Here is a 26,111-nt window from a genome sequence, read left to right on the forward strand (position 1 = left end):
AAGGGGTCCAGAACGGGACCTAAACAACCAGTGTTTGTGAGGCGTTTTCACGACTCACGTCAGTCTGGCGCGGCACTGCTGCCACCAACGCCAGTTCGATAATTTCCTGTACGCTACAGCCACGAGAGAGATCATGAAGCGGTGCGGCAAGCCCTTGAATCAACGGACCTACTGCACGATACCCTCCCAGACGCTGAGCGATTTTGTAGCCAATATTGCCTGCCTCGAGCGATGGGAAGACCATCACATTGGCATTGCCCTTTAACGGACTGGCGGGCGCTTTTTGCGCTGCGACATCCGGAACAAAGGCGGCATCAAATTGCAGTTCTCCGTCCACGGTAAGCTGCGGGGCACGCTCACGAACGATCTCGGTCGCCTGCTGCACGTTAGCGACGTTAGGATGGCGAGCACTGCCATTACTTGAAAACGACAGCATAGCCACGCGCGGCTCTTCACCAGTGATCGCCTGCCATGTCTGCGCGCTGGCAATCGCAATATCCGCCAACTGTGCAGCGGTGGGCTGCGGCACGACGCTGCAATCGGCAAAACCTAATGACGGACCAAGGTACTGCGGCAGCATCAGGAAAATTGACGACAGCGTTTTACAGCCAGGCTGTAGCCCGATAATGCGTAATCCGGCACGCAGCACGTTCGCTGTTGATGAGAGATTGCCCGCAATACAGACGTCAGCTTTACCCGCGCTGACCATTGCAGCGGCGAACATCAGCGGATCGTTGAGTTTTTCCAGCGCATCCGCAGGCGTTTTATCTCCCGCGCGAGCCAGCCAGCGCAGCGCAAACTCTTCGCGCATTGGCTGATTGCTTTGCGGATCGATAACCTGAATGCCATCCATTGCCACCCGGTGGCTGAGGGCAAACTGGCGCAGCGCAAACGGACTGGCGACGAGAATGGGATGTGCCAGACCGTGCTGATGCAGGTAATTCGCCGCCTTCAGCACCCGGACATCCAGCGCATCCGGGAACACCACCCGTGCCGGTGAGCGTTGGGCGAGTTGACGAGCACGTTCAATGATCATTGCTTCTCCCCCAGTCGCTGTTGAATTTGGTTAACCGTCAACGGATGCTTCGCAACGCTCAGAATCATCATCACGTAGACCGTACTGGAAAGGCGGTTGAGCGCCTGCATAATGTCCGGTCGCATAACCTCAAAACTGCGAGTGATGAACACCTGGGCCGCCACCGTCTCCGTTTCACGGACTTTGGTACGCAGCAGATTAAGCAGCGCGCAATCACGTCCGTGGCTGGCTTCAGGCACCAGATGGTCGTGGTCCAGATAGCGCAGCGGTTGATGCGAAAGACGGTGTAAATCTTCGTCACTTAAACCCACGACAGCTTGTGCTGCCAGCGGCTCATCCATGGCGTCAGCGCGCATAATATTGCCCAGGCGCGAGCGGATATCCGCCAGCCACGGCTGCCACGGTTCTGCCATCTCAATCTGCAACCACACAGCCAGGGCGATGGTGCTGTCCAGCGCGGCGCGAAATCCCAGCCGAGGGTCACTTTTGGCGACCATCTTGTCCGCCGTCAGATGCGTCAGGGTGTCCGGTTTCTTCGCCACCGGTTGATGGCACAGTTCGCAGCTGGCCTGTGGATGCGTATCGCTGCTGGTTAATCCATGCACCGGCTGCGGCTGCTGTTCTTCGTCATCAATAAACAGGCTGCCCTGCTCGTCGATAAACTTAATACGCAGATGTCGGCTTTCCAGTAATTCCCGGGCAGACGGCGTCAGGCGAGCGTCAGCGGGGAGATGAATTTCAGCCCCTTCGCTGAGCGTATGATTCGCTCTGAGCCATGCTTCGGTAATGAAATCCTTCATACATCCGCCTTAGCAGGACTGCCAGTTCGCAGGCCAGGCCACATACAGAAACTTCACCGTCGATGGCGTACCAAATTCGATGCTGGAACCTTTCGGGATAAACATGACGTCCCCGGCTTTTGCAATCATGGTTTCGCCTTCGTGGCGAACGTGCAGCTCGCCTTCCAGAATCATGTCGATTTCGTCGTAGTTCAGCGTCCATGGGAAAAAAGCGTTATCCCACTGCATGAACCCGGCGGCCATGCTGCTACCGTCCTGGTCGGTCACCAGATCGGTTAAGCCCACGCAGTGCGGCTGCGCGCCGTCAAAACGACCAAACCTCACGCTGCTGCCGTCGATGACTTTGACGCCGCCTTTGCCGGTTACCGAGCTAAAACTCGGCTGCATTCCGCCCTGCTCCAGCGACTGCTTCTCCTTCATAACTTTGTCCATCAGCTGGGCGACCAGGCTTTCGGTAAACTGCCCTTCCGGTAACTGCGCAATGATGGTTTCGCGAATGCGCTGGCTTTCCGTTTTGCCATCATCAACCGCCGCCGGTACAGCAGCAGTTGGCGCGGATTCATCGCATTCACTGATGGTAACACCCAGCAGCTCCGCAACTTCGCGCGCCTCCGGGGTGATGATGCTGGCGCGCAGAACAACAGACATTTCCTGTTCGCCGCGTGCGTGGGCCGCACGAATATCGTTAGCTGTGATGAGTTTTTTCACCTGCCCTTTCCTCCTTTTGGCTGAGCTCAGTCAGATAATCCACCAGGTGCTGCACGCTGCGCGGGTCATGGCTATTGAGCTCAAAAATCGGCTCCTGAAACCCCATCCCGCGAAGTAGTTGTCGCGTTGCGGCGACGTCGGCATCCGGCATGTCCGTTTTACTGATAACGGCGATTTGTCGTTTACTGGCGCCGATATCCAACAGCCCGGCAGGTAAGCGACTTTCTTTATCATTTGCCGCGTGTATATAAATCAACGTATCGACATCCTGCAGCGTGGTAATTAAGGCGTGATACCAGCGCGGATGGCTAAAATATTCCCCTGGCGTATCGATATCGCCATTTTCATTAAACTCCACGGCCTGTGTTTTTCTGGCGAGGGAATAATTCCCCTGTAGCGCATTAAAGAGCGTTGTTTTCCCCGCCCCCACCGTACCGACAAATGCAATACGTTTCATCGCCGCCTCTGATTAACTTTTTGTCAGGTTGCACAAAGTGAAATTTAATAATCGACCCAGACCACTTACCGTCTGTAATAACGCTTCTTCTACTGCGCCTACCGAACCGTAGATCACCAGTGCGCCGCTGAATCTATCGAGAAAACCGATATGTACATCCGCCGCCTTCATGGCTAAGTCACCGGCAATCATCGCGGTTTCGCCTGGCGTCAGCGTCATGATGCCGATAGCGCCCGCTTCGGGTACGCCGATCTTTTTCGCTAATTCCTCGCCGGGGTGCGCAATGAGATGCGCCAGCGTGACCTGTTTCCCCGGCACAAATTCCTGAATAATGCGTTCTTTTTCCATTGCTCACCGCCTCCGCTAAAACTGCCCTCATCGTGGCAATTTTTTGTCAGAGTAAATAACAAAATTCGGCAACCAGGTTTAAAAGGTGAAGTAGATCACTAAGAAAGGGAAAATAAAAAGGCGCGGGAGAAAGCCGCGCCGGAAATAAATTAAAGTGAAATTACAGCGGCTGCGTTTGGGCTTCTACAACCGCCAGCGCCACCATATTAACGATACGACGAACAGAGGCGATCGGCGTTAATACGTGAACCGGTTTCGCAACCCCCATCAGCACCGGGCCAACCGTTACGCCTTCAGAACTGGAAACGCGTAGTAAGTTGTAACTAATACGGGCAGCTTCCATATTCGGCATCACCAGAATATTCGCTGAGCCTTTCAACGGACTGTCCGGCATGCGGTCATTACGGATGCTTTCCACCAGCGCGGCGTCGCCGTGCATTTCGCCGTCAATCATCAACTCTGGCGCGCGCGCCTTAATCAGCTCCAGCGCGTCGCGCATTTTGCTGGCCGACGGACAGTTAGAGGAACCAAAGTTGGAGTGCGACAGCAACGCCACCTTCGGTTCGATACCAAAGCGACGCACGGTCTCTGCCGCCATCACGGCGATTTCCGCCAGTTGCTCAGGCGTAGGATCGTCGTTGACGTAGGTATCGGCGATAAAGGTGTTACCGCTTGGCAGCAGCAAGGCGTTCATCGCCCCGGCAGTATGCACGCCGTCGCGATGACCAAACACCTCTTTTACCACGCTGAAGTGTTCATGGTAGTCGCCAATCGTACCGCAGATCATCGCATCCGCTTCGCCGCGCTGTACCATGATTGCGCCGATCACCGTAGTGTTGGCGATCACCGCACGCTGCGCCTGCTCCTGGGTAATCCCACGACGCTTCATAATCTGGTAGTACTCGCTCCAGTACTCTTTAAAGCGCGGATCGGACTCATTGTTGACGATTTCAAAATCGACGCCCGCTTTGATCTGCAGACCCAGTTTCTGGATGCGCATCTCGATCACGCTAGGACGACCGATCAGGATCGGTTTTGCCAGCCCTAACGTGATCAGCTCCTGGGTAGCGTGCAGTACGCGCGCTTCTTCCCCTTCGGTCAGCACCACGCGCTTCGGCGCTTTGCGTGCCAGGGAGAAAATCGGCTTCATGAACAGGTTGGTTTTGTAGACGAATTCAGTCAGCTTATCGATGTAAGCGTCAAAGTCGGCAATCGGACGCGTTGCCACGCCGGAGTCCATCGCCGCTTTCGCCACCGCGGGGGCGATTTTGACGATCAGACGCGGGTCGAACGGTTTCGGAATGATGTATTCCGGGCCGAAGCTCAGGTCCTGATCGCCATAAGCAGAGGCCACCACTTCACTCTGCTCAGCATGCGCCAGCTCAGCAATCGCGTGCACCGCCGCCAGTTTCATCTGTTCGTTGATGGCCGTCGCACCAACGTCCAGCGCACCGCGGAAGATGAACGGGAAGCACAGGACGTTGTTAACCTGGTTCGGGTAGTCTGAACGACCGGTACAGATGATAGCGTCGGAACGCACCTCTTTTGCCAGCGGCGGCAGGATTTCCGGCTCCGGGTTGGCGAGTGCCAGAATCATTGGCGCACGCGCCATCTTCTTAACCATTTCCTGCGTCAGCACTTTCGGGCCCGAGCAGCCGAGGAAAATATCTGCGCCGTCAATGACATCATCTAGCGTACGCTTACCGTCATCCACCACCGCATAAGCCGCTTTGGTTTCCGCCATGTTCGGTTCGCGGTCTTTGTAAATCACACCTTTGGAGTCACAGACCACAATATTGTGTTTCTGCATACCCAGCGCTACCAGCAGGTTCATACAGGCAATCGCCGCCGCACCTGCACCAGACACCACCATGCGCACGTCAGAGATATTTTTCTCAACCACCCGCAGACCGTTCAGAATAGCGGCAGTACTGATGATTGCCGTACCGTGCTGATCATCGTGGAAGACCGGAATATTCATGCGCTCGCGCAGTTTTTGCTCAATGTAGAAGCACTCTGGCGCTTTAATATCTTCGAGGTTGATACCGCCAAACGTGGGCTCCAGGGCCGCAACCACATTGATAAACTTATCCGGATCGAGTTCATCGACTTCAATGTCGAACACGTCGATCCCGGCGAATTTCTTAAACAGAACGCCTTTACCTTCCATCACCGGTTTGCCGGCCAACGCGCCAATGTTGCCAAGGCCCAGCACCGCTGTGCCGTTGGAAATAACCGCAACCAGGTTGCCGCGCGCGGTGTATTTGTAGGCTGCCAGCGGATCCTTTTCAATTTCAAGACACGGTGCAGCCACGCCCGGCGAGTAGGCCAGCGCCAGGTCGCGCTGCGTTGCCAGAGGCTTGGTCGGAGAAACCTGGATTTTACCGGGTACCGGAAATTCGTGGAAATCGAGGGCGCTTTGTTTTAACTGGTCATCCATCTTGTTGTTCCTTTCACGTATCTATCAAAAAAGTGGCGCGGGTAACCATTCTACTGAGCCGCACATTATCACCTCAGTCAACGGTACAAACTTTGAAGGTCCCCAAACTCTCACCATTCAAAGAAAGAATTTGTTATCAATTTATAACAACCATGTTACCTGCTTAATCCAGCAATACCATGCCTGTCTGCTATGCTTTTTGCTGACAACGCCCGCAATTTTCCCAAAAGTGTGAATCACAACACGCATCTAACACTTTACTTTTCAAGGAGTATTTCCTATGACCCGTAAAGAGCTTGCCAATGCCATTCGTGCGCTAAGTATGGATGCCGTCCAAAAAGCTAACTCCGGCCACCCTGGAGCACCAATGGGGATGGCCGATATCGCCGAAGTTCTGTGGAACGATTTTCTACGCCATAACCCGACCGACCCCACCTGGTACGATCGTGACCGGTTTATTCTGTCCAACGGCCACGCCTCAATGCTGCTTTACAGCCTGTTGCATCTTTCCGGTTACGACCTGCCGATCGAAGAATTAAAGAACTTCCGTCAGCTCCATTCGAAGACGCCAGGGCACCCGGAAATTGGCTACACGCCGGGCGTGGAAACCACGACAGGACCGCTGGGTCAGGGTTTAGCCAACGCCGTCGGCATGGCCATTGCCGAGCGTACGCTGGCAGCGCAGTTTAACCAGCCGGACCATGAGATTGTTAACCACTTTACCTGGGTCTTTATGGGCGACGGCTGTCTGATGGAGGGTATTTCACACGAGGCTTGTTCGCTGGCGGGCACGCTGGGGCTTGGCAAACTCATTGGCTTCTACGATCACAACGGCATCTCGATTGATGGTGAAACCGACGGCTGGTTTACCGACGATACTGCAAAACGCTTTGAGGCTTATCACTGGCATGTGGTACACGACATTGACGGTCATGACCCAGAGGCGGTGAAAAAAGCCATTCAGGAAGCGCAGGCTGTTACCGATAAACCATCGCTGATTATCTGCCGCACGGTGATTGGTTTTGGCTCACCAAATAAAGCAGGGAAAGAGGAAGCGCACGGCGCTGCGCTGGGCGAAGAAGAGGTGGCACTGACCCGGCAGAAGCTGGGGTGGCATCATCCTGCTTTTGAGATCCCCAAAGAGATTTACCGGGCGTGGGACGCACGCGAGAAAGGCGAAAAAGCGCAACAGGGCTGGAAGGAGAAATTCGCAGCTTACCAACAAGCCTACCCGGAACTGGCGGCAGAGTTTTCTCGCCGGATGAGCGGTGGGCTGCCGAAAGAGTGGGAGGCAACAACCCAGAAATATATTACCGAGCTGCAGGCCAATCCGGCCAAAATCGCCACCCGTAAGGCCTCGCAAAATACCCTTAACGCCTACGGGCCTATACTGCCAGAGCTGCTTGGCGGATCGGCGGATTTGGCCCCCAGCAACCTGACCATCTGGAAAGGCTCCTCCTCTCTTAAAGAGGATCATGCAGGAAACTACATCCACTACGGCGTGCGGGAATTTGGCATGACCGCGATTGCCAACGGTATCGCCCATCACGGGGGCTTCGTACCGTACACCGCCACGTTCCTGATGTTTGTCGAATATGCCCGAAATGCCGCGCGTATGGCGGCGCTGATGAAGGCCCGACAAATCATGGTTTATACCCACGACTCAATTGGTCTAGGGGAAGATGGTCCTACGCACCAGGCCGTTGAACAGCTCGCCAGCCTGCGCCTGACGCCTAATTTCAGTACCTGGCGACCGTGCGATCAGGTGGAGGCGGCAGTAGGCTGGAAGCTGGCAGTCGAACGTCATGACGGGCCAACGGCGCTGATCCTCTCGCGGCAGAATCTGGCACAGGTTGAGCGCACGCCAGAGCAGGTGCAGCAAATTGCCCGCGGCGGCTATGTGCTGAAGGATGGCGGCGGTAAGCCGGATGTTATTTTGATTGCTACCGGTTCAGAAATGGAAATCACGCTGCTGGCAGCGGAAAAACTGACCGGCGAAGGTCGTAACGTGCGAGTGGTTTCTCTGCCCTCAACCGATATCTTTGACGCCCAGGATGAGGCGTACCGGGAATCGGTCCTGCCAGCAAACGTCAGCGCTCGCGTGGCGGTAGAAGCAGGAATTGCTGACTACTGGTACAAATATGTCGGGCTGAAAGGGGCAATTGTTGGGATGACGGGTTATGGAGAGTCGGCTCCAGCGGACAAACTGTTCCCGTTCTTCGGCTTTACGGTAGATAACATCGTCGACAAAGCGCACAAGGTGCTTAACGCGTGATCCACAGTGTGGGCCAGGCATCTGGCCCATGCCAGTTATCGCAGCTTGGCTCCTGGGCATAGCGCACCAGGCGAAAACGTTGACCGTCGTAGCGCCAGCGGGTCTGGATACCGCAATCTGCCAACCCTCGTCCTTTAGCGAGGGTGACCAGCTCCCGCGACTTCTCGTCAAACGTAGCGTTGGTCAGCTCCATATCGCGACTTTCTGCATCCGTTTTAAACGGCAGGCTTAACCGTACCGCGCGTGAAGTCAACGGAGTCGTACGTGAAACCACCCACGCCAGATCGATGGTGTTATACGCCCCGGCCTCACAGCCAATCATCAGCAGCGCTTTATCATCTGTTAGGGCCGTGACGCGCATCTCGCGACGCAGCGGATCGATAGAGCAACGAATACCGTTGATCCGCCAGTTACCATAGTCCAGCAGTTCACCGCGCTCCTGCTGTGAGAGAGGCGTTGGCGTTGGATTAATGACCGCTACACCTTTCAGCGCGGGGGCCGGAGGTACGCTGAGCGGAGGCTCGTCACCTTTTTCAATCCATGCGGTTTCGCTCCCCACCCGTTTTTGCTGGGCGTCGATAAACAACAATGCGGCTTTTAGCCCGACCAGCGAAAGGTTTTGCGCACCTTTTTGCAGGGTAAGTGCCTTCGCGTCCTGTACGGTTTGTAAAAATGCGCTGATGGTGGCGGGATCATCGGTCGTCAGCTGCCAGGGAGTTATGCGCCAGTGCTCGCCGCTCAGCGAGAGTGGCGCACCATCCAACAGCAGACGCGGCGCAATATCGCTCTCTTTGACGCTGGACGATTCCAGCCCGCCCAGCTCAATACGCAACACGGCGTCGGTATGTGCCCCGGCGCTGCGGCTCAAGGTCATGACCAGGCCGTGGTGCTCTCCGGTATTACGCGCCACGCAAAAATTTTGGTTATTACACGTTACCTGCCAGTCAGAAAATGCCTGTTGCGCGGGCGCAGCCCACAGCAATCGGGCGGGTAGCAACCCGAGCAGGAAAAGGAGAATAACGCGATAGCGCATGGACGGTACAACCCCGAAGTCAAAACACACAGCCTAAGCGGTATCTTCCTTGCGCGACTGATGTGGCTCAATAAGAATCGTCGGATTGGCCGTAAATTTGTAAAGAAATATAAATCCCGCGCATTAGTCCATGAGATGCGATGACTGCAAATAGTTCAGCAATAGCACCGTTTTACCGTCACGGATCTCACCCGTTTTGATCATTTCCAGCGCCTGTGTGAACGGCAGTTCCAGAACTTCAATATCTTCATCTTCCACGCCGCCACCCGCGTTTGTCCGCTGACTGTCACGGTATTGCGCGATGAAGAAGTGGATTATTTCCGTCACACCGCCCGGCGACATGTATAGCTCAAACAGTTTACGTACTTCACCCACTTCAAAGCCGGTCTCTTCAATCGCCTCTTTTCGAATACATGCTTCCGGTTCGTCGTTATCCAGCAGCCCGGCGCAGGTTTCAATCAGTTGACCGTCTTCGTTACCGTTGACCCATGTCGCAACGCGAAACTGGCGGATGAGCACCACCGTTTTCTTCTCCGGGTTATACAGCAGGATTGTGGCACCGTTGCCACGATCGTAAACCTCACGTTTGTGACGGATCACCTCTCCATTCTTACGGGTCAGGTCATAAGTGATATTGCGCAGGACGAAGTAGTTATCGGAAAGGACTTTATCTTTGATGAGGGTAATTTTTTGCGACATACCGGCTCCACAGCAAGAAGTGAGAAATAATACTACGCCGTGAAACCGGGTTTGTCTTGGAACAATGTAGGCCTGATAAGCAAAGCGCCATCAGGCATTCATGCGGCACATCGCCGGATGGCAACGCTAACGCGTTTTATCCGGCCTACTCGCCGATTAATGAGATTTGACTGATTTTACGCCCAGCCAGTCGACGATCCCCTGGGCGGCGTGCCGCCCTTCCGCCATAGCCGTAACCACCAGGTCTGCACCGCGTACCGCGTCACCACCGGCAAAGATTTTCGGGTTACTGGTTTGATAACGGTATGCACTTTCAACATCGGCGGCAATGCGCCCCCAGTTATCGACCTTAACGCCATGCGACTCCAGCCACGGCATGCCGTGTGGGTGAAAACCAAACGCCATAATCACCGCATCTGCGGGCATCACAAACTCACTCCCGGCAATGGGAACCGGGCGGCGACGGCCCTGCGCATCAGGTTCGCCAAGTTGAGTACGTAAGAAACGCACACCGCTGACTCGCCCATCGGCATGCAACACCAGCTCAACCGGCTGAACATTAAACTCGAAATTTGCCCCCTCTTCCCGGGCGTTCTTCACCTCTTTTTTCGAGCCGGGCATGTTGGCTTCATCACGACGATAGGCGCAGGTCACCTGGCTTGCGCCATGACGCAGGGCGGTTCGCACACAGTCCATTGCCGTATCGCCTCCGCCCAGCACAACCACGTTTAGTCCGGCGGTGTCGATAAACGGTTCTTCAGGCAGTTCCTCCAGCCCCATCACCTGCTTGGTGTTGGCAATCAGGAACGGCAGCGCATCATACACGCCTGGCGCGTCTTCATTTGGCAGGTCCGCCTTCATGGAACGATAGGTTCCTACGCCCACGAACACGGCATCGTAATCCTCCAGCAGCTTTTCAAGCGCGACATCCTTACCCACTTCACAGTTAAGTTCAAAATGAATACCCATGGCGCTGAAGATTTCACGGCGGCGCGCCAGCAGCGATTTGTCCAGCTTGAAGGCCGGAATACCAAACGTCAGCAAACCGCCAATTTCGGGATGGCGATCGTAGACGGTGGCGCTGATACCGCTGCGCGCCAGCACATCCGCACAGGCCAGACCCGCAGGACCCGCACCGATGATGGCAACACGCTTGTCCACTTTCTGCACATGGCTTAAGTCCGGTCGCCATCCTTTACTCAGCGCCCGATCGGAGATGTAACGCTCAATATTACCGATGGTGACTGCGCCATGCTCGCTACGCACCGTGCATGCCCCTTCGCAGAGTCGATCCTGCGGGCATACGCGTCCGGTCACCTCCGGCAGGCAGTTGGTCTGGTGAGAAAGCTCAACCGCCGCGTCGATATTCCCGGCTTTGACCAGTTCAATCCACTGCGGAATGTGGTTATGCAGTGGACAGGTCCATTCGCAAATACTGTGGTCGCCGCATTTCAGGCAGCGAGAGGCCTCGCGCTCCGCCTGCGCCGTACGAAACGGCAGATAGATCTCTTCAAAGCTGGTTTTCCGGGCCTCAATCGCCAGTTTATCCGGCTCCCCGCGCGCAGGCGTCGCCTGCATTTGCTCACGTTTAGTGATGACATGTGGAACAAAATCGGTAGTGCTGGCATGCCATGGCTGGCTTTCCAGACTTGCGGTACGCAGCCTGCGCGCTTTTGACAGACCGGTAAGCGAATTTTCCGTCACCAGCTGTAACGCCTGCGCCGGACAGTTCTCTACGCAGGCGGGTCCCTGTTCACGCCCCTGACACAGATCGCATTTGTGCGCGGTAGCTTTCACCTTCCCTTTGGCGACGGGAGTGAGTACGATCTGCATCGTGCCGAAAGGACAGGCTACAACGCACGATTTACAGCCAATACACTTTTGCGGGTTCACCTGAACGCTGTCGTTATCATGGCTAATTGCCCCGTTTGGGCAACTTCTGGCGCAGGGTGCATCTTCGCAGTGGTGGCAGGTCACCGCGCTGCGCTGCTGCTGATGCTTAATGACGGTAATTCGGGGCTGAAAATGCCGTTGGCTCAGGACATGCTGTTCGCCATTGTGAGCCATGACGCAGGCGACCTCACAGGCATGGCATCCCAGGCACTGCTGGCTATTGACCATAATAAAACGATTCATGGCTTCCTTCTTTTTTGGTTGCAAAAACCTTATTCTTTATAAGAGTGTTATTAACCGACACGGAAGGAAGCGGCAATGTTCATTTGCCCAGGAAGCACAACTATTTATCCAGAACCTGTGGCAGATCAATTTATTTCATCGCATATGAAATTGTGTTTCAGTTACCATCCAGTTTCATGGCGTTTTATTAACATTTATCAAATACACCGCATCGTTCACGCTGTTTTCAGGCGCGACGTGTATTGTGTGAGGATGCACAAGTGACGGTAAAGCGTCCGGTCTCGGCCAGTCTGGCTAAAGCTTTTTTCTACATAGTGATGCTGTCGATTCTCTCAACGGGTATTGCGCTGCTCACGCTGACCAGCAGCTTGCGAGATGCGGAAGCCATCAACGTTGCAGGCTCATTGCGCATGCAAAGCTACCGTCTGGGTTACGATCTACAAAGCCAGAGCCCGCAGCTTAACGCCCACCGCCAGCTTTTCCAGCAGGCGCTAAACTCGCCAGCATTACAGAATCTGAACGCGTGGTATGTGCCACAAGCGGTAAAAAGCCGCTATGGACGTCTGCATGCTAACTGGCTGGAAATGAACGCCCGCCTGATCGACGGCGATTTAAAATGGTACCAGGCCAACATCAACAACTACGTCGATCAGATCGATCTCTTCGTGCTGGCGTTGCAGCATTATGCCGAGCGTAAAGTAATGCTGGTATTTGGCATCTCGCTGGCGGGCGGGATCGGCATATTCACCCTCGTCTTCTTTACCCTGCGGCGCATTCGCCAGCAGGTGGTGCGTCCGCTGAATAAACTGGTGATGGCCAGTCAGCAAATTGAACACGGTCAATTTGATATCCCACCGCTGGATACCGGTTTGCCTAATGAACTGGGATTGCTGGGCAAAACGTTTAGCCAGATGTCGAGTGAATTACACAAGCTGTATCGTTCGCTGGAAGCGTCTGTGGCCGAGAAAACTCACGATCTGCACGAAGCCAATCGCCGTCTGGAGGTGTTGTATCAGTGCTCCCAGGCGTTAAATACCAGCCAGATTGACGTGCACTGCTTCCGCCATATTTTACAGATCGTCCGCGAACATGACGCCGCGTATTTCCTTGAACTCACCGTCGGTGATAACTGGCGGATTAGCGAAGGGACTAAAAGCCTCGAGCTACCGATGCAGATCCTGCCTGTCACCATGCAGGAAACCGTCTACGGCGAACTGCACTGGCAAAGTCCAAACGTCAATGCTTCTACTCCGCTGCTCAACAGCGTCTCCTCGATGCTGGGACGCGGGTTGTACTTCAACCAGGCGCAAAAACATTTTCAGCAGCTGTTGTTAATGGAGGAGCGAGCGACGATTGCACGCGAGCTGCACGACTCGCTGGCGCAGGTGCTCTCTTATTTACGCATTCAGCTCACGTTGCTTAAACGTTCAATCCCGGAGGATAACGCCCCGGCGCAAAGCATTATGGCGGATTTCTCCCAGGCGCTGAACGATGCCTACCGTCAGCTACGCGAACTGCTCACCACCTTCCGTCTGACCTTACAGCAGGCAGACTTACCCTCCGCCCTGCATGAAATGCTGGAAACGCTGCAAAATCAAACCTCAGCTAAACTCACACTCGACTGTCGGTTACCCACGCTGGCGTTGGATGCGCAAATGCAGGTGCACCTGTTGCAGATCATCCGCGAAGCGGTGCTGAACGCCATTAAGCATGCCAGTGCGAGCGAAATTGCCGTCAGCTGCGTAACGGCTCCGGACGGCAACCACACGGTTTATATCCGCGATAACGGCATCGGCATTGGCGAGCCGCATGAGCCTGCAGGGCACTATGGACTCAATATTATGCGTGAGCGGGCGGAAAGACTGAGCGGCACGTTGACCTTCTCTCAACCTTCCGGAGGGGGAACGTTGGTGAGCATCAGTTTCCGTTCGGCTGAATCAGACAGTGAGCTAACGTAAAGAACCGCAAAGCGCCGTCGGGTCTGGATCCAGGCCTGACGGCGTTGGCACGAAAGGTATGCTGTAAACGGGCATGATAATTTACATTATCTTCTTTTTTTCTCCACGTTTGACCCGTACCTTGCCGCTAAAGTGAAGCAAGCCATACCCATAACGATACGCAGAAACACGAGGTCCTCTTTTAATGGCGAATTTTTTCATCGATCGCCCCATTTTTGCCTGGGTGTTAGCTATCCTGTTGTGCCTGACAGGAGCCCTGGCTATTTTTTCACTGCCCGTTGAGCAATATCCCGATCTGGCACCGCCAAACGTGCGGGTCACCGCCAACTATCCTGGCGCTTCGGCTCAGACTCTGGAAAACACCGTCACCCAGGTTATCGAGCAGAACATGACCGGTCTCGATAACCTGATGTACATGTCATCGCAGAGCAGCGGGACAGGTCAGGCTACGGTTACGTTGAGCTTCGTTGCCGGAACCGATCCTGACGAGGCCGTCCAGCAGGTGCAAAACCAGCTGCAATCGGCAATGCGTAAACTGCCGCAGGCGGTACAGGATCAGGGGGTCACGGTGCGTAAGACCGGGGACACCAATATTCTGACTATCGCCTTTGTCTCCACCGATGGCTCAATGGATAAGCAGGACATCGCCGACTATGTCGCCAGTAACATTCAGGATCCGCTCAGCCGTATTAACGGCGTGGGGGATATTGACGCTTACGGCTCACAGTACTCCATGCGTATCTGGCTTGACCCGGCCAAACTGAACAGTTTCCAGATGACCGCTAAAGATGTGACCGACGCTATCGAGTCACAGAATGCACAGATTGCCGTCGGACAACTTGGCGGCACGCCTTCGGTGGACAAGCAGGCGCTGAACGCGACGATCAACGCCCAGTCGCTACTGCAGACTCCGGATGAATTCCGCGCCATTACGCTACGCGTCAACCAGGATGGTTCAGAAGTTAAACTGGGCGATGTGGCAACGGTCGAAATGGGCGCTGAAAAGTATGATTACCTCAGCCGCTTTAATGGAAATCCTGCCTCCGGCCTGGGCGTGAAGCTGGCTTCAGGCGCCAATGAAATGGCGACAGCAACGCTGGTCATTAACCGTCTGAACGAGCTGTCACAATATTTTCCGCATGGGCTGGAATATAAGGTGGCTTATGAAACCACCTCCTTTGTCAAAGCCTCAATCATCGACGTGGTAAAAACCCTGCTGGAAGCTATTGCACTGGTATTCCTCGTGATGTACCTGTTCCTGCAAAACTTCCGCGCCACGCTGATTCCCACCATCGCCGTTCCCGTCGTCCTGATGGGTACCTTCTCCGTGCTTTACGCCTTTGGCTATAGCGTAAACACCTTGACGATGTTTGCGATGGTGCTGGCGATCGGTCTGCTGGTCGATGACGCCATTGTGGTGGTGGAAAACGTCGAGCGTATTATGAGTGAGGAAGGACTCTCACCGCGGGAAGCGACACGGAAATCGATGGGGCAAATCCAGGGTGCGCTGGTCGGTATCGCCATGGTGCTGTCAGCGGTGTTTATCCCGATGGCCTTCTTCGGCGGCACTACCGGGGCCATTTACCGCCAGTTCTCGATTACTATCGTCTCCGCCATGGTGCTGTCTGTTCTGGTGGCGATGATCCTGACCCCCGCTCTGTGCGCCACCCTGCTCAAACCACTGCATAAGGGCGAGCATCACGGACAAACCGGTTTCTTCGGCTGGTTTAACCGGATGTTTAATCGCAACGCCGAGCGCTACGAAAAAGGCGTTGCCAGAATTCTGCACCGCAGCCTGCGCTGGATACTGATCTACGGCCTGCTGCTCGGTGGAATGGTTTTCCTGTTCCTGCGCCTGCCAACCTCCTTCCTGCCGCTGGAAGACCGCGGCATGTTTACCACCTCGGTACAGCTGCCCAGCGGCTCCACACAGCAGCAAACATTGAAAGTGGTTGAGGAAGTGGAGAAGTATTACTTCACCCATGAGAAAGACAACATTATGTCAGTCTTTTCCACGGTCGGTTCTGGCCCTGGCGGGAACGGTCAAAACGTGGCGCGTATGTTTGTCCGCTTAAAAGACTGGGATGAGCGCGACACCACTACCGGAACCTCTTTCGCCATCATCGAACGTGCGACCAAAGCCTTTAATAAGATTAAAGAAGCCCGCGTCTTCGCCAGCAGCCCTCCGGCTATCAGCGGCCTCGGAAGCTCTGCCGGTTTCGATATGGAGCTGCAGGATCACGCCGGTGCGGGCCATGATGCGTTAATGGCCGCGCGCGACAAACTCATTGAGCTGGCCGGGAAAGACACGTCCCTGACCCGCGTTCGTCATAACGGTCTGGACGACAGCCCGCAGTTGCAAATTGATATCGATCAGCGCAAAGCCCAGGCGCTGGGCGTTTCCATCGACGACATCAACGACACATTGCAAACGGCCTGGGGTTCCAGCTACGTCAATGACTTTATGGACCGGGGCCGCGTGAAGAAGGTTTACGTGCAGGCGGCAGCAAAATATCGCATGCTCCCGGACGACATTAACTTGTGGTACGTCCGCAACAACAGCGGTGGCATGGTGCCTTTTTCGGCCTTTGCGACTTCACGCTGGGAAACGGGTTCTCCACGTCTGGAACGCTATAACGGCTACTCCGCGGTCGAGATTGTCGGCGAAGCTGCGCCGGGCGTCAGTACCGGTACGGCAATGGACGTGATGGAATCGCTGGTGCGCCAGTTACCGACAGGGTTTGGCCTCGAATGGACTGCGATGTCTTATCAGGAACGGCTATCGGGCTCTCAGGCCCCTGCCCTGTACGCCATTTCTTTGCTGGTCGTGTTCCTGTGTCTGGCGGCACTGTACGAAAGCTGGTCGGTACCCTTCTCCGTCATGCTGGTCGTGCCATTGGGGGTTATTGGCGCGCTACTGGCGACCTGGATGCGCGGCCTGGAAAACGATGTTTATTTCCAGGTCGGGTTACTTACCGTGATCGGGCTATCGGCGAAGAACGCAATATTGATTGTTGAATTCGCCAATGAGATGAACGAGAAAGGACACGATCTGCTCGACGCCACGCTCCATGCTTGTCGCCAACGTTTACGCCCAATTCTGATGACGTCACTGGCGTTTATCTTCGGGGTGCTGCCGATGACCATCAGCAGTGGCGCTGGTTCTGGCGGTCAACATGCGGTGGGGACAGGCGTAATGGGCGGGATGATTTCAGCCACTATTCTGGCGATTTACTTCGTTCCCCTGTTCTTTGTGCTGGTGCGCAGACGCTTCCCATTGAAGCCACGCCCAGAATAATCGGACACAAAAAAGGCGACTTACGTTGAGTCGCCTTTTTTTATCCTTTACAGGATATGAATTTCTTCCAGAAAATTATTTACGAAGCATCACTTCGATAAAGTCTTTCCAGTTCCCCAGTTCACGTTCAATCATAACAACCTCTCTTATTATTATGGGCATTCTACGAAATCATCATCATTAAAAGAAGGCAATTTAACCGATGGTTGCGATTGATTCCTCCAGTGTTTGGGGTTTATGTGATCACTATGCGCTATACCCATAAATTTTATGTGACTTACTGCAATATTTTGAAATATTCATACATCATCTACTACTTTTGCAATTCTGATGGAAAAACAGTCTGATGCAAACAGGCAGATTCTGATTTTTAGTTATACGGTATTTTTTGGAGCTTTCAGGAATCATTATTCACTGTTGTTCAACAATGTTATATTTTTCTATAACGATTGAATGACAATATGTATTATTCATTGCCACAGAATAAAAGAATAAATATTCAAGTTACGTCAATAAGGATTCAAATGATCACCCTTTACGGCATTAAGAATTGCGACACGATTAAAAAAGCCAGACGCTGGTTGGAGGCTCAAGGTATTGACTACCGCTTTCATGATTATCGCGTCGACGGTCTGGACAACACGCTATTACAGTCCTTTATCAGCGAATTAGGTTGGGAGGCGCTGCTCAATACGCGTGGAACCACCTGGCGTAAACTCGATGAATCCACGCGCAGTCAAATCACCGATGCGGCTTCCGCCGCCGCGTTGATGATTGAAATGCCAGCAATTATCAAACGCCCATTGCTCTGCGCGCCGGGTAAGCCTATGCTGCTTGGTTTCAGTGAATCCAGTTATACTCTGTTTTTTAATGAGGTGTAGTCTATGTCGTGCCCGGTCATTGAGCTGACACAGCAGCTTATTCGCCGTCCTTCCCTGAGCCCGGATGATGCCGGGTGCCAGGCGTTAATGATTGAACGCCTGCGTGCGGTAGGTTTTACCGTTGAGCGAATGGACTTTGGTGACACACAGAATTTTTGGGCATGGCGCGGTAAAGGTGAGACCCTGGCATTTGCCGGTCACACCGACGTAGTGCCTGCCGGCGATGTCGATCGCTGGATCAATCCACCGTTCGAACCGACCATTCGCGATGGCATGTTGTTCGGGCGTGGCGCTGCCGATATGAAGGGTTCACTGGCGGCGATGGTCGTGGCCGCAGAACGTTTTGTCGCCCAGCATCCAAACCATCAGGGTCGTCTGGCCTTTTTGATAACGTCTGACGAAGAAGCCAGCGCCAAAAACGGCACCGTGAAGGTGGTTGAAGCGCTGATGGCGCGTAATGAACGACTGGATTATTGCCTGGTGGGTGAGCCATCCAGCACGGAAATCGTTGGCGACGTGGTGAAAAATGGACGTCGTGGTTCACTGACCTGCAACCTGACCATTCACGGCGTGCAGGGCCACGTAGCCTATCCGCATCTGGCCGATAACCCGGTACACCGCGCGGCCCCCATGCTCAACGAACTGGTGGCGATCGAGTGGGATCAGGGTAACGAATTCTTCCCGGCGACCAGCATGCAGATTGCCAATATTCAGGCTGGAACCGGAAGCAACAACGTTATCCCTGGAGAACTGTTTATCCAGTTCAACTTCCGTTTCAGCACTGAGCTGACCGATGAGATGATTAAAGCACGGGTTCACGCGCTGCTGGAGAAACATCAGCTGCGTTATACCGTCGACTGGTGGCTTTCCGGTCAGCCGTTCCTGACCGAACGCGGTAAACTGGTGGATGCAGTGGTGAACGCCATTGAGCACTATAATGAGATTAAACCGCAGTTACTGACTACAGGCGGGACGTCCGACGGGCGTTTTATTGCCCGCATGGGGGCGCAGGTAGTAGAACTTGGGCCGGTCAACGCCACTATTCATAAAATTAATGAATGTGTTAATGCCGCCGACCTGCAGCTGCTTGCCCGTATGTATCAACGTATCATGGAGCAACTCGTCGCCTGATGAGTGTTCCTGTAAGAGGAAATGAGCATGGACTGGCTGGCAAAATATTGGTGGATTCTGGTGTTGGTGTTTCTGGTAGGCGTGCTGCTGAACGTGATTAAAGATCTCAAGCGCGTCGATCACAAGAAATTTCTTGCCAACAAGCCGGAGCTTCCCCCGCATCGTGACTTTAACGATAAATGGGATGACGACGACGATTGGCCGAATAAGGACCAACCGAAGAAATAATTAGTAGGCAGATAATTCCCGTAGGCCCGGTAAGCGTTAGCGCCACCGGGCATTACGTGCCGGATGGCAACGCTTCGCGTTTTATCCGGCCTACGGTGATCAATCAGATCATGGCAATCACATCATCATCGTGAGGCTTACCGCCGCTCAGCGCTTCATCAAAGTAGTGCTTCGGTACGGTAAAACGCAGATGATCGAGCGCAAACTGCATGCTGCGTTCATCAATGGCGTGCCCCAGATTTTCGACGATATCCAGCGTCACATCCCCACCGGCGCGAATTAACGCTTCCTGCGCGGCAACGGCATGAGATAACTCAATTACCCGGTCTTCGCCACCGTGAATCAAATGCACCGTCGTCGCGGTGGTTGCAGCCTCTGGCAAGGTGGCATAGCGGCCATTGAAGGCGATGACCCGCGATGCCAGCCCCGGCTCAGCTTTGATGCTCTCAAGTGACATAATTGAACCCTGAGAAAAACCAATCAGCGCGGTTGCCTGCGGCGAAACGCCGCTTTGCTTCTGCCAGTAGCGCACGGTTTCGATAAACACCGGCATAATGGCGTCAACACGTTCCTGACGATTCTCTTCTGTTACGCCCTGCACCGAAAACCACTGACGTCCGGACGTCGTTCCGTAAGGCTCTGCTCCACCAATGCTAACGATTAGCGCATCCGGAAACAGCGGCGCAAACCAGGAGCCGATTTCGCCCATGGCAACCGGGTTATCGCCGACGCCATGAAACAGCAGCAGTAGCTGTTGAGCGGGTTTATCGGGACTTTGAACAACAAAATGGTCATGTTTCATGGCGATCTCCTTAACTGATGAGAATCATTCTACGCCGCTTAACCGCAATGACCATGCCAGGAAATTGAAGAAGTTAGTGAAAAAATTGCCATTGCATAATGCGATTATGTAGCCGCTGTTCACGCTCTGCATCCAGCTGATTTAATGCCTGTGCCGCTTCGGCGCGCTGAATGACCAGCAACGCTTTACGACCAGAAATCTTGAGCTGTTGGCACAATTCGGCGTCGCTACGTTTAGCCTGGATGCGTCCGCGCAAGGCCGGAAGAGGTAACTCACTGTGCTCAAGCAGACGACTCAGACAGCCTAGCGACGTCAATAATGGCCGATGCGCGAAGGCAAACCCAGCCAGCTCAGCCCAGTCATCCTCATTAAGCGTAGTCTCTTTCAGCGGGACCAGCGGAATGCTCTCACCGTTCCATCGCGCAAGGATTTCCGCATCACGGCGCAAATGCTGGTGCTCCCGCTCGGCAAGGCGTTTCCCCGCTTCGCTAATGGGAAGTAACGCCATGGCGGTATAACAGCCGCTGCTGGCTTCCCGATGATTTCCCATTCGCACCAGCACAAAACCGCAGCGTTGCCAGAAACGCCATAGTTCAGCCGTATAACCAAAGCTGACGGACAGATAATCACACTGCATGGAATAACGCAGGGCCTGCATAATCAACTGCTGTCCGATACCTTCTCGCTGGCGAGCAGGATGAACCGCAATTCGACTGACCCGTCGCCCGACAAGCGTCGCCGCCAACGGGTCACCACCGTGCGCCGCCAGCGACTGCGCAACCAGATTCCCTCTCGGTCGACGATACCCGGCCCAGACGGCCTGGCTTAATTCCGCGGATAGTCCCCCTTCATCGACCAACCAGACAGCCCCCGCCACTGAGTCAGCGGTTGATGCCTGAAGAAAATGCTGACCAGGCGCGTCCATCATCCGCCGCAGGTCCAATGGCGAGGTGCGATAATGCGCTCCAGAAAGCAGCTGGTATACCGCTAACGGCAGCGCCGGATTAACATGCCAGGACTGTTGCTCAAATGCCGAGAAGTGAAGCTCCCCCAATGGGGCATGCGTGAACGTTTCATCATCAAACACCAGCACATCGCTGACGATTTGCTCCAGCGGACATCCCTGCGCCCAGCGTACCGGTTGCTGCAACTCATAGCGTTGAAGATTGGGGAAGCGGGCACAGAATTTCAGCAAGAAGCCTCGACCCGTTCCCTCGTAGCCTTGTACTGTAGTGGTTAACAGCGTACGAGGAAAACACGCCACCAGTTGATGCAGCAGCGGCGCGGGGATCGCGGCGGCTTCATCCACAATCAGCCAGTCTGCGATTGCAGAACTGCTTAACAGCGCATCCGGGGCCATAAAACGGTAACGCTCTCCGGCAAATTGCGCCAGCACATCGGTTGCCGCTTTGGCAGGCGCTGTCACAATCGCAGTGCCATTAATCCGCGCTATGAGTTGCCCTGCCAGAGCGGACTTGCCCCGACCCCGTGCGGCCGTCACCGCAACCACACCGGGAGGCATAGCCAGTAATTGATTTAATACCATCGCCTGTTCTGGCTGGGGTTCGCCGGTTGCCGCGTGCCAGGCAGCGCGAGCAGGAAAGTGCGGACAGGAAACCGGCTGATGCTGCTGCCAGTGCAGAGCCTGTCTATCGCGGGAAATCACCCGTTTGACGTGTTCAATAAAGTGCGGTGTAGGGATAGGTTCAGCACAATCGCTCCAGCGTAGTGAATCCGCGTCCGGATGCGTGTGCCAGGAATGCCAGGGTGGGGTCAGCAAAACCAGCCAACTGCCAGCAAGCAGTGTGCCGCTTAAGGCGGCAAACGCCGCAGCGTCAAAACCTTGCCTGGCGTCAAAAACCGCATGACGAAACTCGCGCCCTAATAATGTTTTTAGCGCCTGCGGCGTACAGCACGGCTCGGTAGGGGCTTGCTCCCCTACCCACAGCCAGTCGCCGGGTAACGTGCTACGTAGCGCTAATGCCTGTTCCTGACACCAGTTATCCTCGCCGCTGATAATCAGCAGACGACGGATCCCTTCGTGGGTCATTTGTTCGGTTAACGCGCTCAGCGCCGTGTTATCGGACATCCCTGCCTCAGTATCTTAAATACCTTTACCAAAAGTATTACATTGCCCCGGATCGCCGCTGTCAAAGCCGCGTTTGAACCAGGTAAAACGCTGTTCAGAGGTTCCGTGAGTAAAGCTGTCCGGCACGACGCGTCCTTGTCCCTGCTGTTGCAGACGATCGTCACCAATAGCCTGTGCGGCATTCAGTGCCTCTTCCAGGTCACCAGACTCCAGTACGCCCTGCTGCTGCATGCTGTGGCCCCAGACACCGGCAAAGCAGTCTGCCTGCAGTTCCATTCGAACGGAAAGACGGTTCACTTCTGCCTGTGAGGCATTCTGCTGCATCTGACGAACTTTAGGTTCAATGCCCAGCAGTTTCTGCACGTGGTGACCCACTTCATGGGCGATAACATAGCCCTGAGCAAAATCACCATCGGCGCCCAGCTTGTTTTTCATGTCGTCATAGAATGAAAGGTCGATGTAAACCGTACCATCTGCCGGGCAATAAAACGGTCCCATCACGGACTGACCCGCGCCGCAGCCGGTACGCGTCGCGCCCCGGTACATCACCAGCTTCGGCTGTTGGTAGGTGCGGCCCATTTTTTCAAACTGCTGTCCCCAGGTATCTTCTGTTGTAGCCAGAATCACCGAGGTAAATTTTGCCGCTTCATCATCGTTTGGGCTGATGGAGCGTGATGATTGCTGTTGGGAGACCGGCTGGCCAGTCATTAGCCCGGTGAGATCCACGCCATAATAACCCGCCACCAGCACTACAATCAGCAGGATGATGCCGCCTTTACCACTGGGCAGACGAAAACCAGGCCCACCCATAGAGGGGCCGCCAGAGCTGTTTCGTCTGTCTTCCACGTTGTCACTTTCACGACGCCCTTGCCAGCGCATAATCACCTCAACTTTTTATTCATTATGATGATGATCGTAGGCGGTTCGGAACAGGATTACCATAAGAAATAGTAATCAAATCAGGTGGGGTTAATGAGCCGGAGAGCGATCGCCGGCTCAGGGGAAGATTAGTCTAACTTCACACCCAGGCGATGCGCGACGGCTTCATAGGCTTCGATCAGGCCGCCCAGACTCTGGCGGAAGCGATCTTTGTCCATTTTATCCAGCGTTTCTTTGTCCCACAGGCGGCTACCGTCCGGTGAGAATTCATCACCCAGAACCACTTCACCTTTATACAAACCAAACTCAAGTTTGAAGTCGACCAGAATCAGACCAGCATCATCAAACATCTTTTTCAGCACGTCGTTAGCTTTGTAGGTCAGCTCTTTCATACGTGCCAGATTCTCTTTGCTCACCCAACCAAAAGTTTCGCAATAGGAATCGTTAATCATTGGATCGTGCATAGCATCGTTTTTCAGGAACAGATCAAACAGCGGCGGATTCAGCTCAATACCTTCCTCAACGCCTAAACGCTTAACCAGAGAGCCTGCCGCGCGGTTACGTACCACACATTCAACCGGTACCATCTCCAGTTTTTTCACCAGACATTCGGTATCAGAAAGCAGTCGCTCCATCTGGGTAGGAATACCCGCTTCTTGCAGTTTAGTCATAATGAAATGGTTGAATTTGTTGTTCACCATGCCTTTACGGTCAAACTGTTCAATGCGCGCGCCATCCCCTGCTGACGTATCATTGCGGAATTCGAGCACCAACAGGTCCGGGTTTTCCGTGCTGTATACGGTCTTCGCTTTACCACGATACAACTCAGCTTGCTTTTGCATCTTTATTACTCCTGGGTGTGAATTAACGATAAATATTGCGTTTTTCTGCCGACGCACACGTTTGCGTATCATATCAGAAAAAAAGGGCTGGAGTTATCCAGCCCTTTATTTTTACTTACTGAACGCTGCCTGGAAGACGGCGACCAGCGCGTCGTTCTGGCTTTGCGTCAGGGTATGCCCCTTCGGATCGATAAACTGCAAGCTGCTGCGGTTGTCTAAATCACCGACCTGCAGTTTATAGTCGCCGGATACCAGACCCGGATCGCTTGCGCCCAACTCCTGCCAGTTGCTATCGGACAGTGGTTTGTAGGTCACCGCGATGCTGCCCTGAGAACGGGTGCTGTCGGTTACCTTCATCCCCACTTTCTCAAGCGCTGCCGGCAGACGCTGCCACACCACGTTGAACGGCCCACGTACCACCAGCATTGGTAAACCTGTGTCATCGGCGGCGCTCTGAACATCCATGGTGGCTGCAGAGCGGTTCTGCGCGGCATTCGCGGCGTCGGTGGCGTTTTTATCCAGACCAGCAGAGATAACGTTCATCATCTCAGCGCTGTAGCGCTGCATTGATGCCGCATCGGCTACGGGTTTACCCGCCTGCTCGAGGTTAACCAGTTTCACCGTTACCGCTTGCTGATAGCCCTGCGGTTTAACCGAGATTTGATAACGTCCACGGTACTGCTCGTCTTCATCCAGACGGTTCCAGTCAACCCAGTCGGTGGTCAACGTCTGGCTGGCATCATCACGTTTGGTGATCGTGTAGTTTTTAGACTGAATGACGCTAACGACCTGCGGCCACAGTGTGTTGCCACGACCGTTTTCCACCAGTAATGTCGACGTATCACCCGCGATCTGTGTGCGAGCACCGGTGACTAATGCTAACGGCTGAGCCGGTGGACGAATATCCAGCGCTTTACCCACGGCACCACTGCCGTTGGTTACCGGGATATTATAGTCGCCCGACATAACCGGCAAAATCATCCCAGCTGGAGCATGAAGCTCAGCAAGCGGTGCGGCCTCCAGATAGGATTCATCACCGCTCACCTGGCGCTTATAGCGCGAGTCAGAGCTACAGGCCGCGAGCAACATAACAAGCGAAACACCCGCAACCTTGGCCAGGCGCGACTTTTGTACTGAGTAAGCCATCAAATCTCCCTAAACTTTACAGCAAACCGGCATGCTTAAGCGCCGCTTTGACGATTTCACGAGCATTGTCCGTAATTGGCGTCATCGGCAGACGTAGCGTATCGGTCGCCACAAGTCCCAACTCCTTACACGCCCATTTCACGGGGATAGGATTGGGTTCGACAAATAGTTTGTTGTGTAACGGCATCAGACGCTGGTTAATCACCCGCGCCTCGGCAAATTGCCCGGCTGCCGCCAGTTTGCACATTTCAGCCATATCACGTGCCGCAACGTTAGACGTTACGGAAATCACGCCATGACCACCGAGCTGCATAAAATCCAGTCCGGTCGCGTCATCACCGCTGAGCAGAATAAAGTCGTCCGAAACCAGCTCTTTGATCTGGTGAACGCGACTTAAGTTCCCCGTGGCCTCTTTAATAGCGATAATATTTTTAACTTTCGCCAGACGACCAACGGTTTCCGGCAGCATATCGCAGCCAGTACGGGACGGCACATTATACAGAATTTGCGGCAGGTCAGTATGCTCAGCGATGGCTTTGAAATGCTGGAACAAACCTTCCTGGGTTGGGCGGTTGTAGTAAGGCGTCACCGTCAGGCAGCCGACAACACCGCTGTCGTTGAAACGCTGCGTCAGACTAATGGCTTCCGCGGTCGCATTGGCGCCGGTTCCGGCAATCACCGGAATACGCCCGTCAGCCAGTTCCAGCGTCATCATCACCACATCGCCATGTTCATCATGACTCAGGGTGGCGGACTCACCGGTGGTGCCAACAGAAACGATCGCCGAGGTGCCGCTGGCGACATGATAATCAATCAGTTTTTTCAGGCTCGACCGGCAGACTTTACCTTTCTCATCCATCGGCGTAACAAGCGCGACAATACTTCCCGTGAACATGGGCCATCCTCTGTGCAAACAAGTGTCTCA

At 54.3% G+C, this 26,111-nt stretch carries 22 protein-coding genes; 6 read left to right on the forward strand and 16 right to left on the reverse strand.

Annotated elements, in window-relative coordinates; translation table 11 throughout:
• Positions 1–19 precede the first annotated feature (19 nt).
• The 6 genes from pta to maeB form a co-directional block, all read right to left on the reverse strand.
• Positions 20–1,036: a phosphate acetyltransferase gene (pta, locus tag OGY08_RS06415; protein WP_032944169.1), complete on the reverse strand. Its 1,017-nt coding sequence runs from the start codon at positions 1,034–1,036 to the stop codon at positions 20–22.
• Complete coding sequence (eutT, locus tag OGY08_RS06420) at positions 1,033–1,836, reverse strand: ethanolamine utilization cob(I)yrinic acid a,c-diamide adenosyltransferase EutT (RefSeq protein ID WP_003835057.1); 804 nt, start codon at positions 1,834–1,836, stop codon at positions 1,033–1,035. Before eutT ends, pta begins: the two co-directional genes overlap by 4 nt.
• A 9-nt stretch (positions 1,837–1,845) precedes the next feature.
• Positions 1,846–2,544, reverse strand: a complete 699-nt coding sequence (eutQ, locus tag OGY08_RS06425; protein ID WP_071446823.1) for an ethanolamine utilization acetate kinase EutQ — start codon at positions 2,542–2,544, stop codon at positions 1,846–1,848.
• Complete coding sequence (gene eutP, locus OGY08_RS06430) at positions 2,522–3,001, reverse strand: ethanolamine utilization acetate kinase EutP (RefSeq protein ID WP_003037998.1); 480 nt, start codon at positions 2,999–3,001, stop codon at positions 2,522–2,524. The genes eutQ and eutP overlap by 23 nt, the downstream gene beginning before the upstream one ends.
• A 12-nt stretch (positions 3,002–3,013) precedes the next feature.
• Positions 3,014–3,349 (reverse strand): ethanolamine utilization microcompartment protein EutS, encoded by a 336-nt coding sequence (gene eutS / locus OGY08_RS06435; RefSeq protein ID WP_003037995.1) that lies wholly within the window; start codon positions 3,347–3,349, stop codon positions 3,014–3,016.
• 160 nt (positions 3,350–3,509) lie between these two features.
• Positions 3,510–5,789, reverse strand: coding sequence for an NADP-dependent oxaloacetate-decarboxylating malate dehydrogenase (gene maeB, locus OGY08_RS06440; RefSeq protein WP_071446824.1), 2,280 nt, complete (start codon positions 5,787–5,789; stop codon positions 3,510–3,512).
• Positions 5,790–6,069: 280 nt separating this feature from the next.
• Between maeB and tkt the strand changes: the two genes are divergently transcribed.
• Positions 6,070–8,064 (forward strand): transketolase, encoded by a 1,995-nt coding sequence (tkt, locus tag OGY08_RS06445; RefSeq protein ID WP_003835065.1) that lies wholly within the window; start codon positions 6,070–6,072, stop codon positions 8,062–8,064.
• On the opposite strand, the gene OGY08_RS06450 is transcribed toward tkt, so the two are convergent.
• The 3 genes from OGY08_RS06450 to aegA all read right to left on the reverse strand — a co-directional run bounded on the left by OGY08_RS06450 (position 8,054) and on the right by aegA (position 11,932).
• Positions 8,054–9,097, reverse strand: coding sequence for a DUF1176 domain-containing protein (locus OGY08_RS06450; protein ID WP_071446858.1), 1,044 nt, complete (start codon positions 9,095–9,097; stop codon positions 8,054–8,056). The genes tkt and OGY08_RS06450 overlap by 11 nt on opposite strands.
• Before the next feature lie 123 nt (positions 9,098–9,220).
• Positions 9,221–9,796: a GDP-mannose pyrophosphatase NudK gene (gene nudK, locus OGY08_RS06455; protein ID WP_008785426.1), complete on the reverse strand. Its 576-nt coding sequence runs from the start codon at positions 9,794–9,796 to the stop codon at positions 9,221–9,223.
• A gap of 156 nt (positions 9,797–9,952) precedes the next feature.
• The gene (gene aegA / locus OGY08_RS06460) at positions 9,953–11,932 is read right to left on the reverse strand and encodes a formate-dependent uric acid utilization protein AegA (protein WP_071446825.1); all 1,980 of its coding nucleotides are present in this window, start codon (positions 11,930–11,932) and stop codon (positions 9,953–9,955) included.
• 260 nt (positions 11,933–12,192) lie between these two features.
• On the opposite strand from aegA, the gene narQ reads away from it, so the two are divergent.
• Both narQ and acrD read left to right on the forward strand, forming a co-directional pair.
• Positions 12,193–13,890: a nitrate/nitrite two-component system sensor histidine kinase NarQ gene (narQ, locus tag OGY08_RS06465; RefSeq protein WP_032944178.1), complete on the forward strand. Its 1,698-nt coding sequence runs from the start codon at positions 12,193–12,195 to the stop codon at positions 13,888–13,890.
• A 184-nt stretch (positions 13,891–14,074) separates the two neighbouring features.
• The gene (gene acrD, locus OGY08_RS06470; protein WP_008785430.1) at positions 14,075–17,188 is read left to right on the forward strand and encodes a multidrug efflux RND transporter permease AcrD; all 3,114 of its coding nucleotides are present in this window, start codon (positions 14,075–14,077) and stop codon (positions 17,186–17,188) included.
• A gap of 75 nt (positions 17,189–17,263) precedes the next feature.
• On the opposite strand, the gene ypfM is transcribed toward acrD, so the two are convergent.
• Complete coding sequence (ypfM, locus tag OGY08_RS06475; protein ID WP_001386977.1) at positions 17,264–17,323, reverse strand: protein YpfM; 60 nt, start codon at positions 17,321–17,323, stop codon at positions 17,264–17,266.
• Between the two features lie 389 nt (positions 17,324–17,712).
• On the opposite strand from ypfM, the gene OGY08_RS06480 reads away from it, so the two are divergent.
• Genes OGY08_RS06480 through OGY08_RS06490 form a run of 3 tightly spaced genes read left to right on the forward strand, consistent with a single transcriptional unit; the run spans position 17,713 to position 19,428 of the window.
• Positions 17,713–18,069: an ArsC family reductase gene (locus OGY08_RS06480; RefSeq protein ID WP_003835078.1), complete on the forward strand. Its 357-nt coding sequence runs from the start codon at positions 17,713–17,715 to the stop codon at positions 18,067–18,069.
• Between the two features lie 3 nt (positions 18,070–18,072).
• Positions 18,073–19,200 carry a succinyl-diaminopimelate desuccinylase gene (gene dapE, locus OGY08_RS06485; protein ID WP_003037976.1) on the forward strand — a complete coding sequence of 376 codons (1,128 nt, stop codon included), beginning with the start codon at positions 18,073–18,075 and terminating at the stop codon, positions 19,198–19,200.
• 27 nt (positions 19,201–19,227) lie between these two features.
• Entirely contained in the window at positions 19,228–19,428 is a 201-nt protein-coding gene (locus OGY08_RS06490; RefSeq protein WP_003835080.1) for a YpfN family protein, read from the forward strand.
• 103 nt (positions 19,429–19,531) lie between these two features.
• Here OGY08_RS06490 and ypfH read toward each other — a convergent pair whose 3' ends face one another.
• From ypfH to dapA, 6 genes are all read right to left on the reverse strand, one after another.
• Positions 19,532–20,230: an esterase gene (gene ypfH, locus OGY08_RS06495; RefSeq protein WP_057066931.1), complete on the reverse strand. Its 699-nt coding sequence runs from the start codon at positions 20,228–20,230 to the stop codon at positions 19,532–19,534.
• 73 nt (positions 20,231–20,303) lie between these two features.
• Positions 20,304–22,319, reverse strand: a complete 2,016-nt coding sequence (locus OGY08_RS06500) for a tRNA(Met) cytidine acetyltransferase TmcA (RefSeq protein ID WP_125363145.1) — start codon at positions 22,317–22,319, stop codon at positions 20,304–20,306.
• Between the two features lie 15 nt (positions 22,320–22,334).
• Positions 22,335–23,198, reverse strand: a complete 864-nt coding sequence (gene ypfJ / locus OGY08_RS06505; RefSeq protein ID WP_032944186.1) for a KPN_02809 family neutral zinc metallopeptidase — start codon at positions 23,196–23,198, stop codon at positions 22,335–22,337.
• Between the two features lie 128 nt (positions 23,199–23,326).
• Positions 23,327–24,040 (reverse strand): phosphoribosylaminoimidazolesuccinocarboxamide synthase, encoded by a 714-nt coding sequence (gene purC, locus OGY08_RS06510; RefSeq protein WP_003835086.1) that lies wholly within the window; start codon positions 24,038–24,040, stop codon positions 23,327–23,329.
• Positions 24,041–24,151: 111 nt separating this feature from the next.
• Positions 24,152–25,186, reverse strand: coding sequence for an outer membrane protein assembly factor BamC (bamC, locus tag OGY08_RS06515; RefSeq protein ID WP_003835088.1), 1,035 nt, complete (start codon positions 25,184–25,186; stop codon positions 24,152–24,154).
• Between the two features lie 16 nt (positions 25,187–25,202).
• Complete coding sequence (gene dapA / locus OGY08_RS06520; RefSeq protein ID WP_003037957.1) at positions 25,203–26,081, reverse strand: 4-hydroxy-tetrahydrodipicolinate synthase; 879 nt, start codon at positions 26,079–26,081, stop codon at positions 25,203–25,205.
• Positions 26,082–26,111 lie beyond the last annotated feature (30 nt).

Source organism: Citrobacter sp. Cpo069 (assembly GCF_030332785.1).
Lineage (GTDB): Bacteria > Pseudomonadota > Gammaproteobacteria > Enterobacterales > Enterobacteriaceae > Citrobacter > Citrobacter portucalensis.

Coding starts and splice junctions, on each gene's coding strand:
- purC (WP_003835086.1), bottom strand. CDS start 24,040: ATGCAAAAGCAAGCTGAGTTGTATCGTGGTAAAGCGAAGACCGTATAC.
- dapA (WP_003037957.1), bottom strand. CDS start 26,081: ATGTTCACGGGAAGTATTGTCGCGCTTGTTACGCCGATGGATGAGAAA.
- eutT (WP_003835057.1), bottom strand. CDS start 1,836: ATGAAGGATTTCATTACCGAAGCATGGCTCAGAGCGAATCATACGCTC.
- ypfH (WP_057066931.1), bottom strand. CDS start 20,230: ATGAAACATGACCATTTTGTTGTTCAAAGTCCCGATAAACCCGCTCAA.
- nudK (WP_008785426.1), bottom strand. CDS start 9,796: ATGTCGCAAAAAATTACCCTCATCAAAGATAAAGTCCTTTCCGATAAC.
- aegA (WP_071446825.1), bottom strand. CDS start 11,932: ATGAATCGTTTTATTATGGTCAATAGCCAGCAGTGCCTGGGATGCCAT.
- bamC (WP_003835088.1), bottom strand. CDS start 25,186: ATGGCTTACTCAGTACAAAAGTCGCGCCTGGCCAAGGTTGCGGGTGTT.
- dapE (WP_003037976.1), top strand. CDS start 18,073: ATGTCGTGCCCGGTCATTGAGCTGACACAGCAGCTTATTCGCCGTCCT.
- tkt (WP_003835065.1), top strand. CDS start 6,070: ATGACCCGTAAAGAGCTTGCCAATGCCATTCGTGCGCTAAGTATGGAT.
- OGY08_RS06480 (WP_003835078.1), top strand. CDS start 17,713: ATGATCACCCTTTACGGCATTAAGAATTGCGACACGATTAAAAAAGCC.
- acrD (WP_008785430.1), top strand. CDS start 14,075: ATGGCGAATTTTTTCATCGATCGCCCCATTTTTGCCTGGGTGTTAGCT.
- pta (WP_032944169.1), bottom strand. CDS start 1,036: ATGATCATTGAACGTGCTCGTCAACTCGCCCAACGCTCACCGGCACGG.
- OGY08_RS06450 (WP_071446858.1), bottom strand. CDS start 9,097: ATGCGCTATCGCGTTATTCTCCTTTTCCTGCTCGGGTTGCTACCCGCC.
- eutS (WP_003037995.1), bottom strand. CDS start 3,349: ATGGAAAAAGAACGCATTATTCAGGAATTTGTGCCGGGGAAACAGGTC.
- maeB (WP_071446824.1), bottom strand. CDS start 5,789: ATGGATGACCAGTTAAAACAAAGCGCCCTCGATTTCCACGAATTTCCG.
- OGY08_RS06500 (WP_125363145.1), bottom strand. CDS start 22,319: ATGTCCGATAACACGGCGCTGAGCGCGTTAACCGAACAAATGACCCAC.
- OGY08_RS06490 (WP_003835080.1), top strand. CDS start 19,228: ATGGACTGGCTGGCAAAATATTGGTGGATTCTGGTGTTGGTGTTTCTG.
- ypfJ (WP_032944186.1), bottom strand. CDS start 23,198: ATGCGCTGGCAAGGGCGTCGTGAAAGTGACAACGTGGAAGACAGACGA.
- eutP (WP_003037998.1), bottom strand. CDS start 3,001: ATGAAACGTATTGCATTTGTCGGTACGGTGGGGGCGGGGAAAACAACG.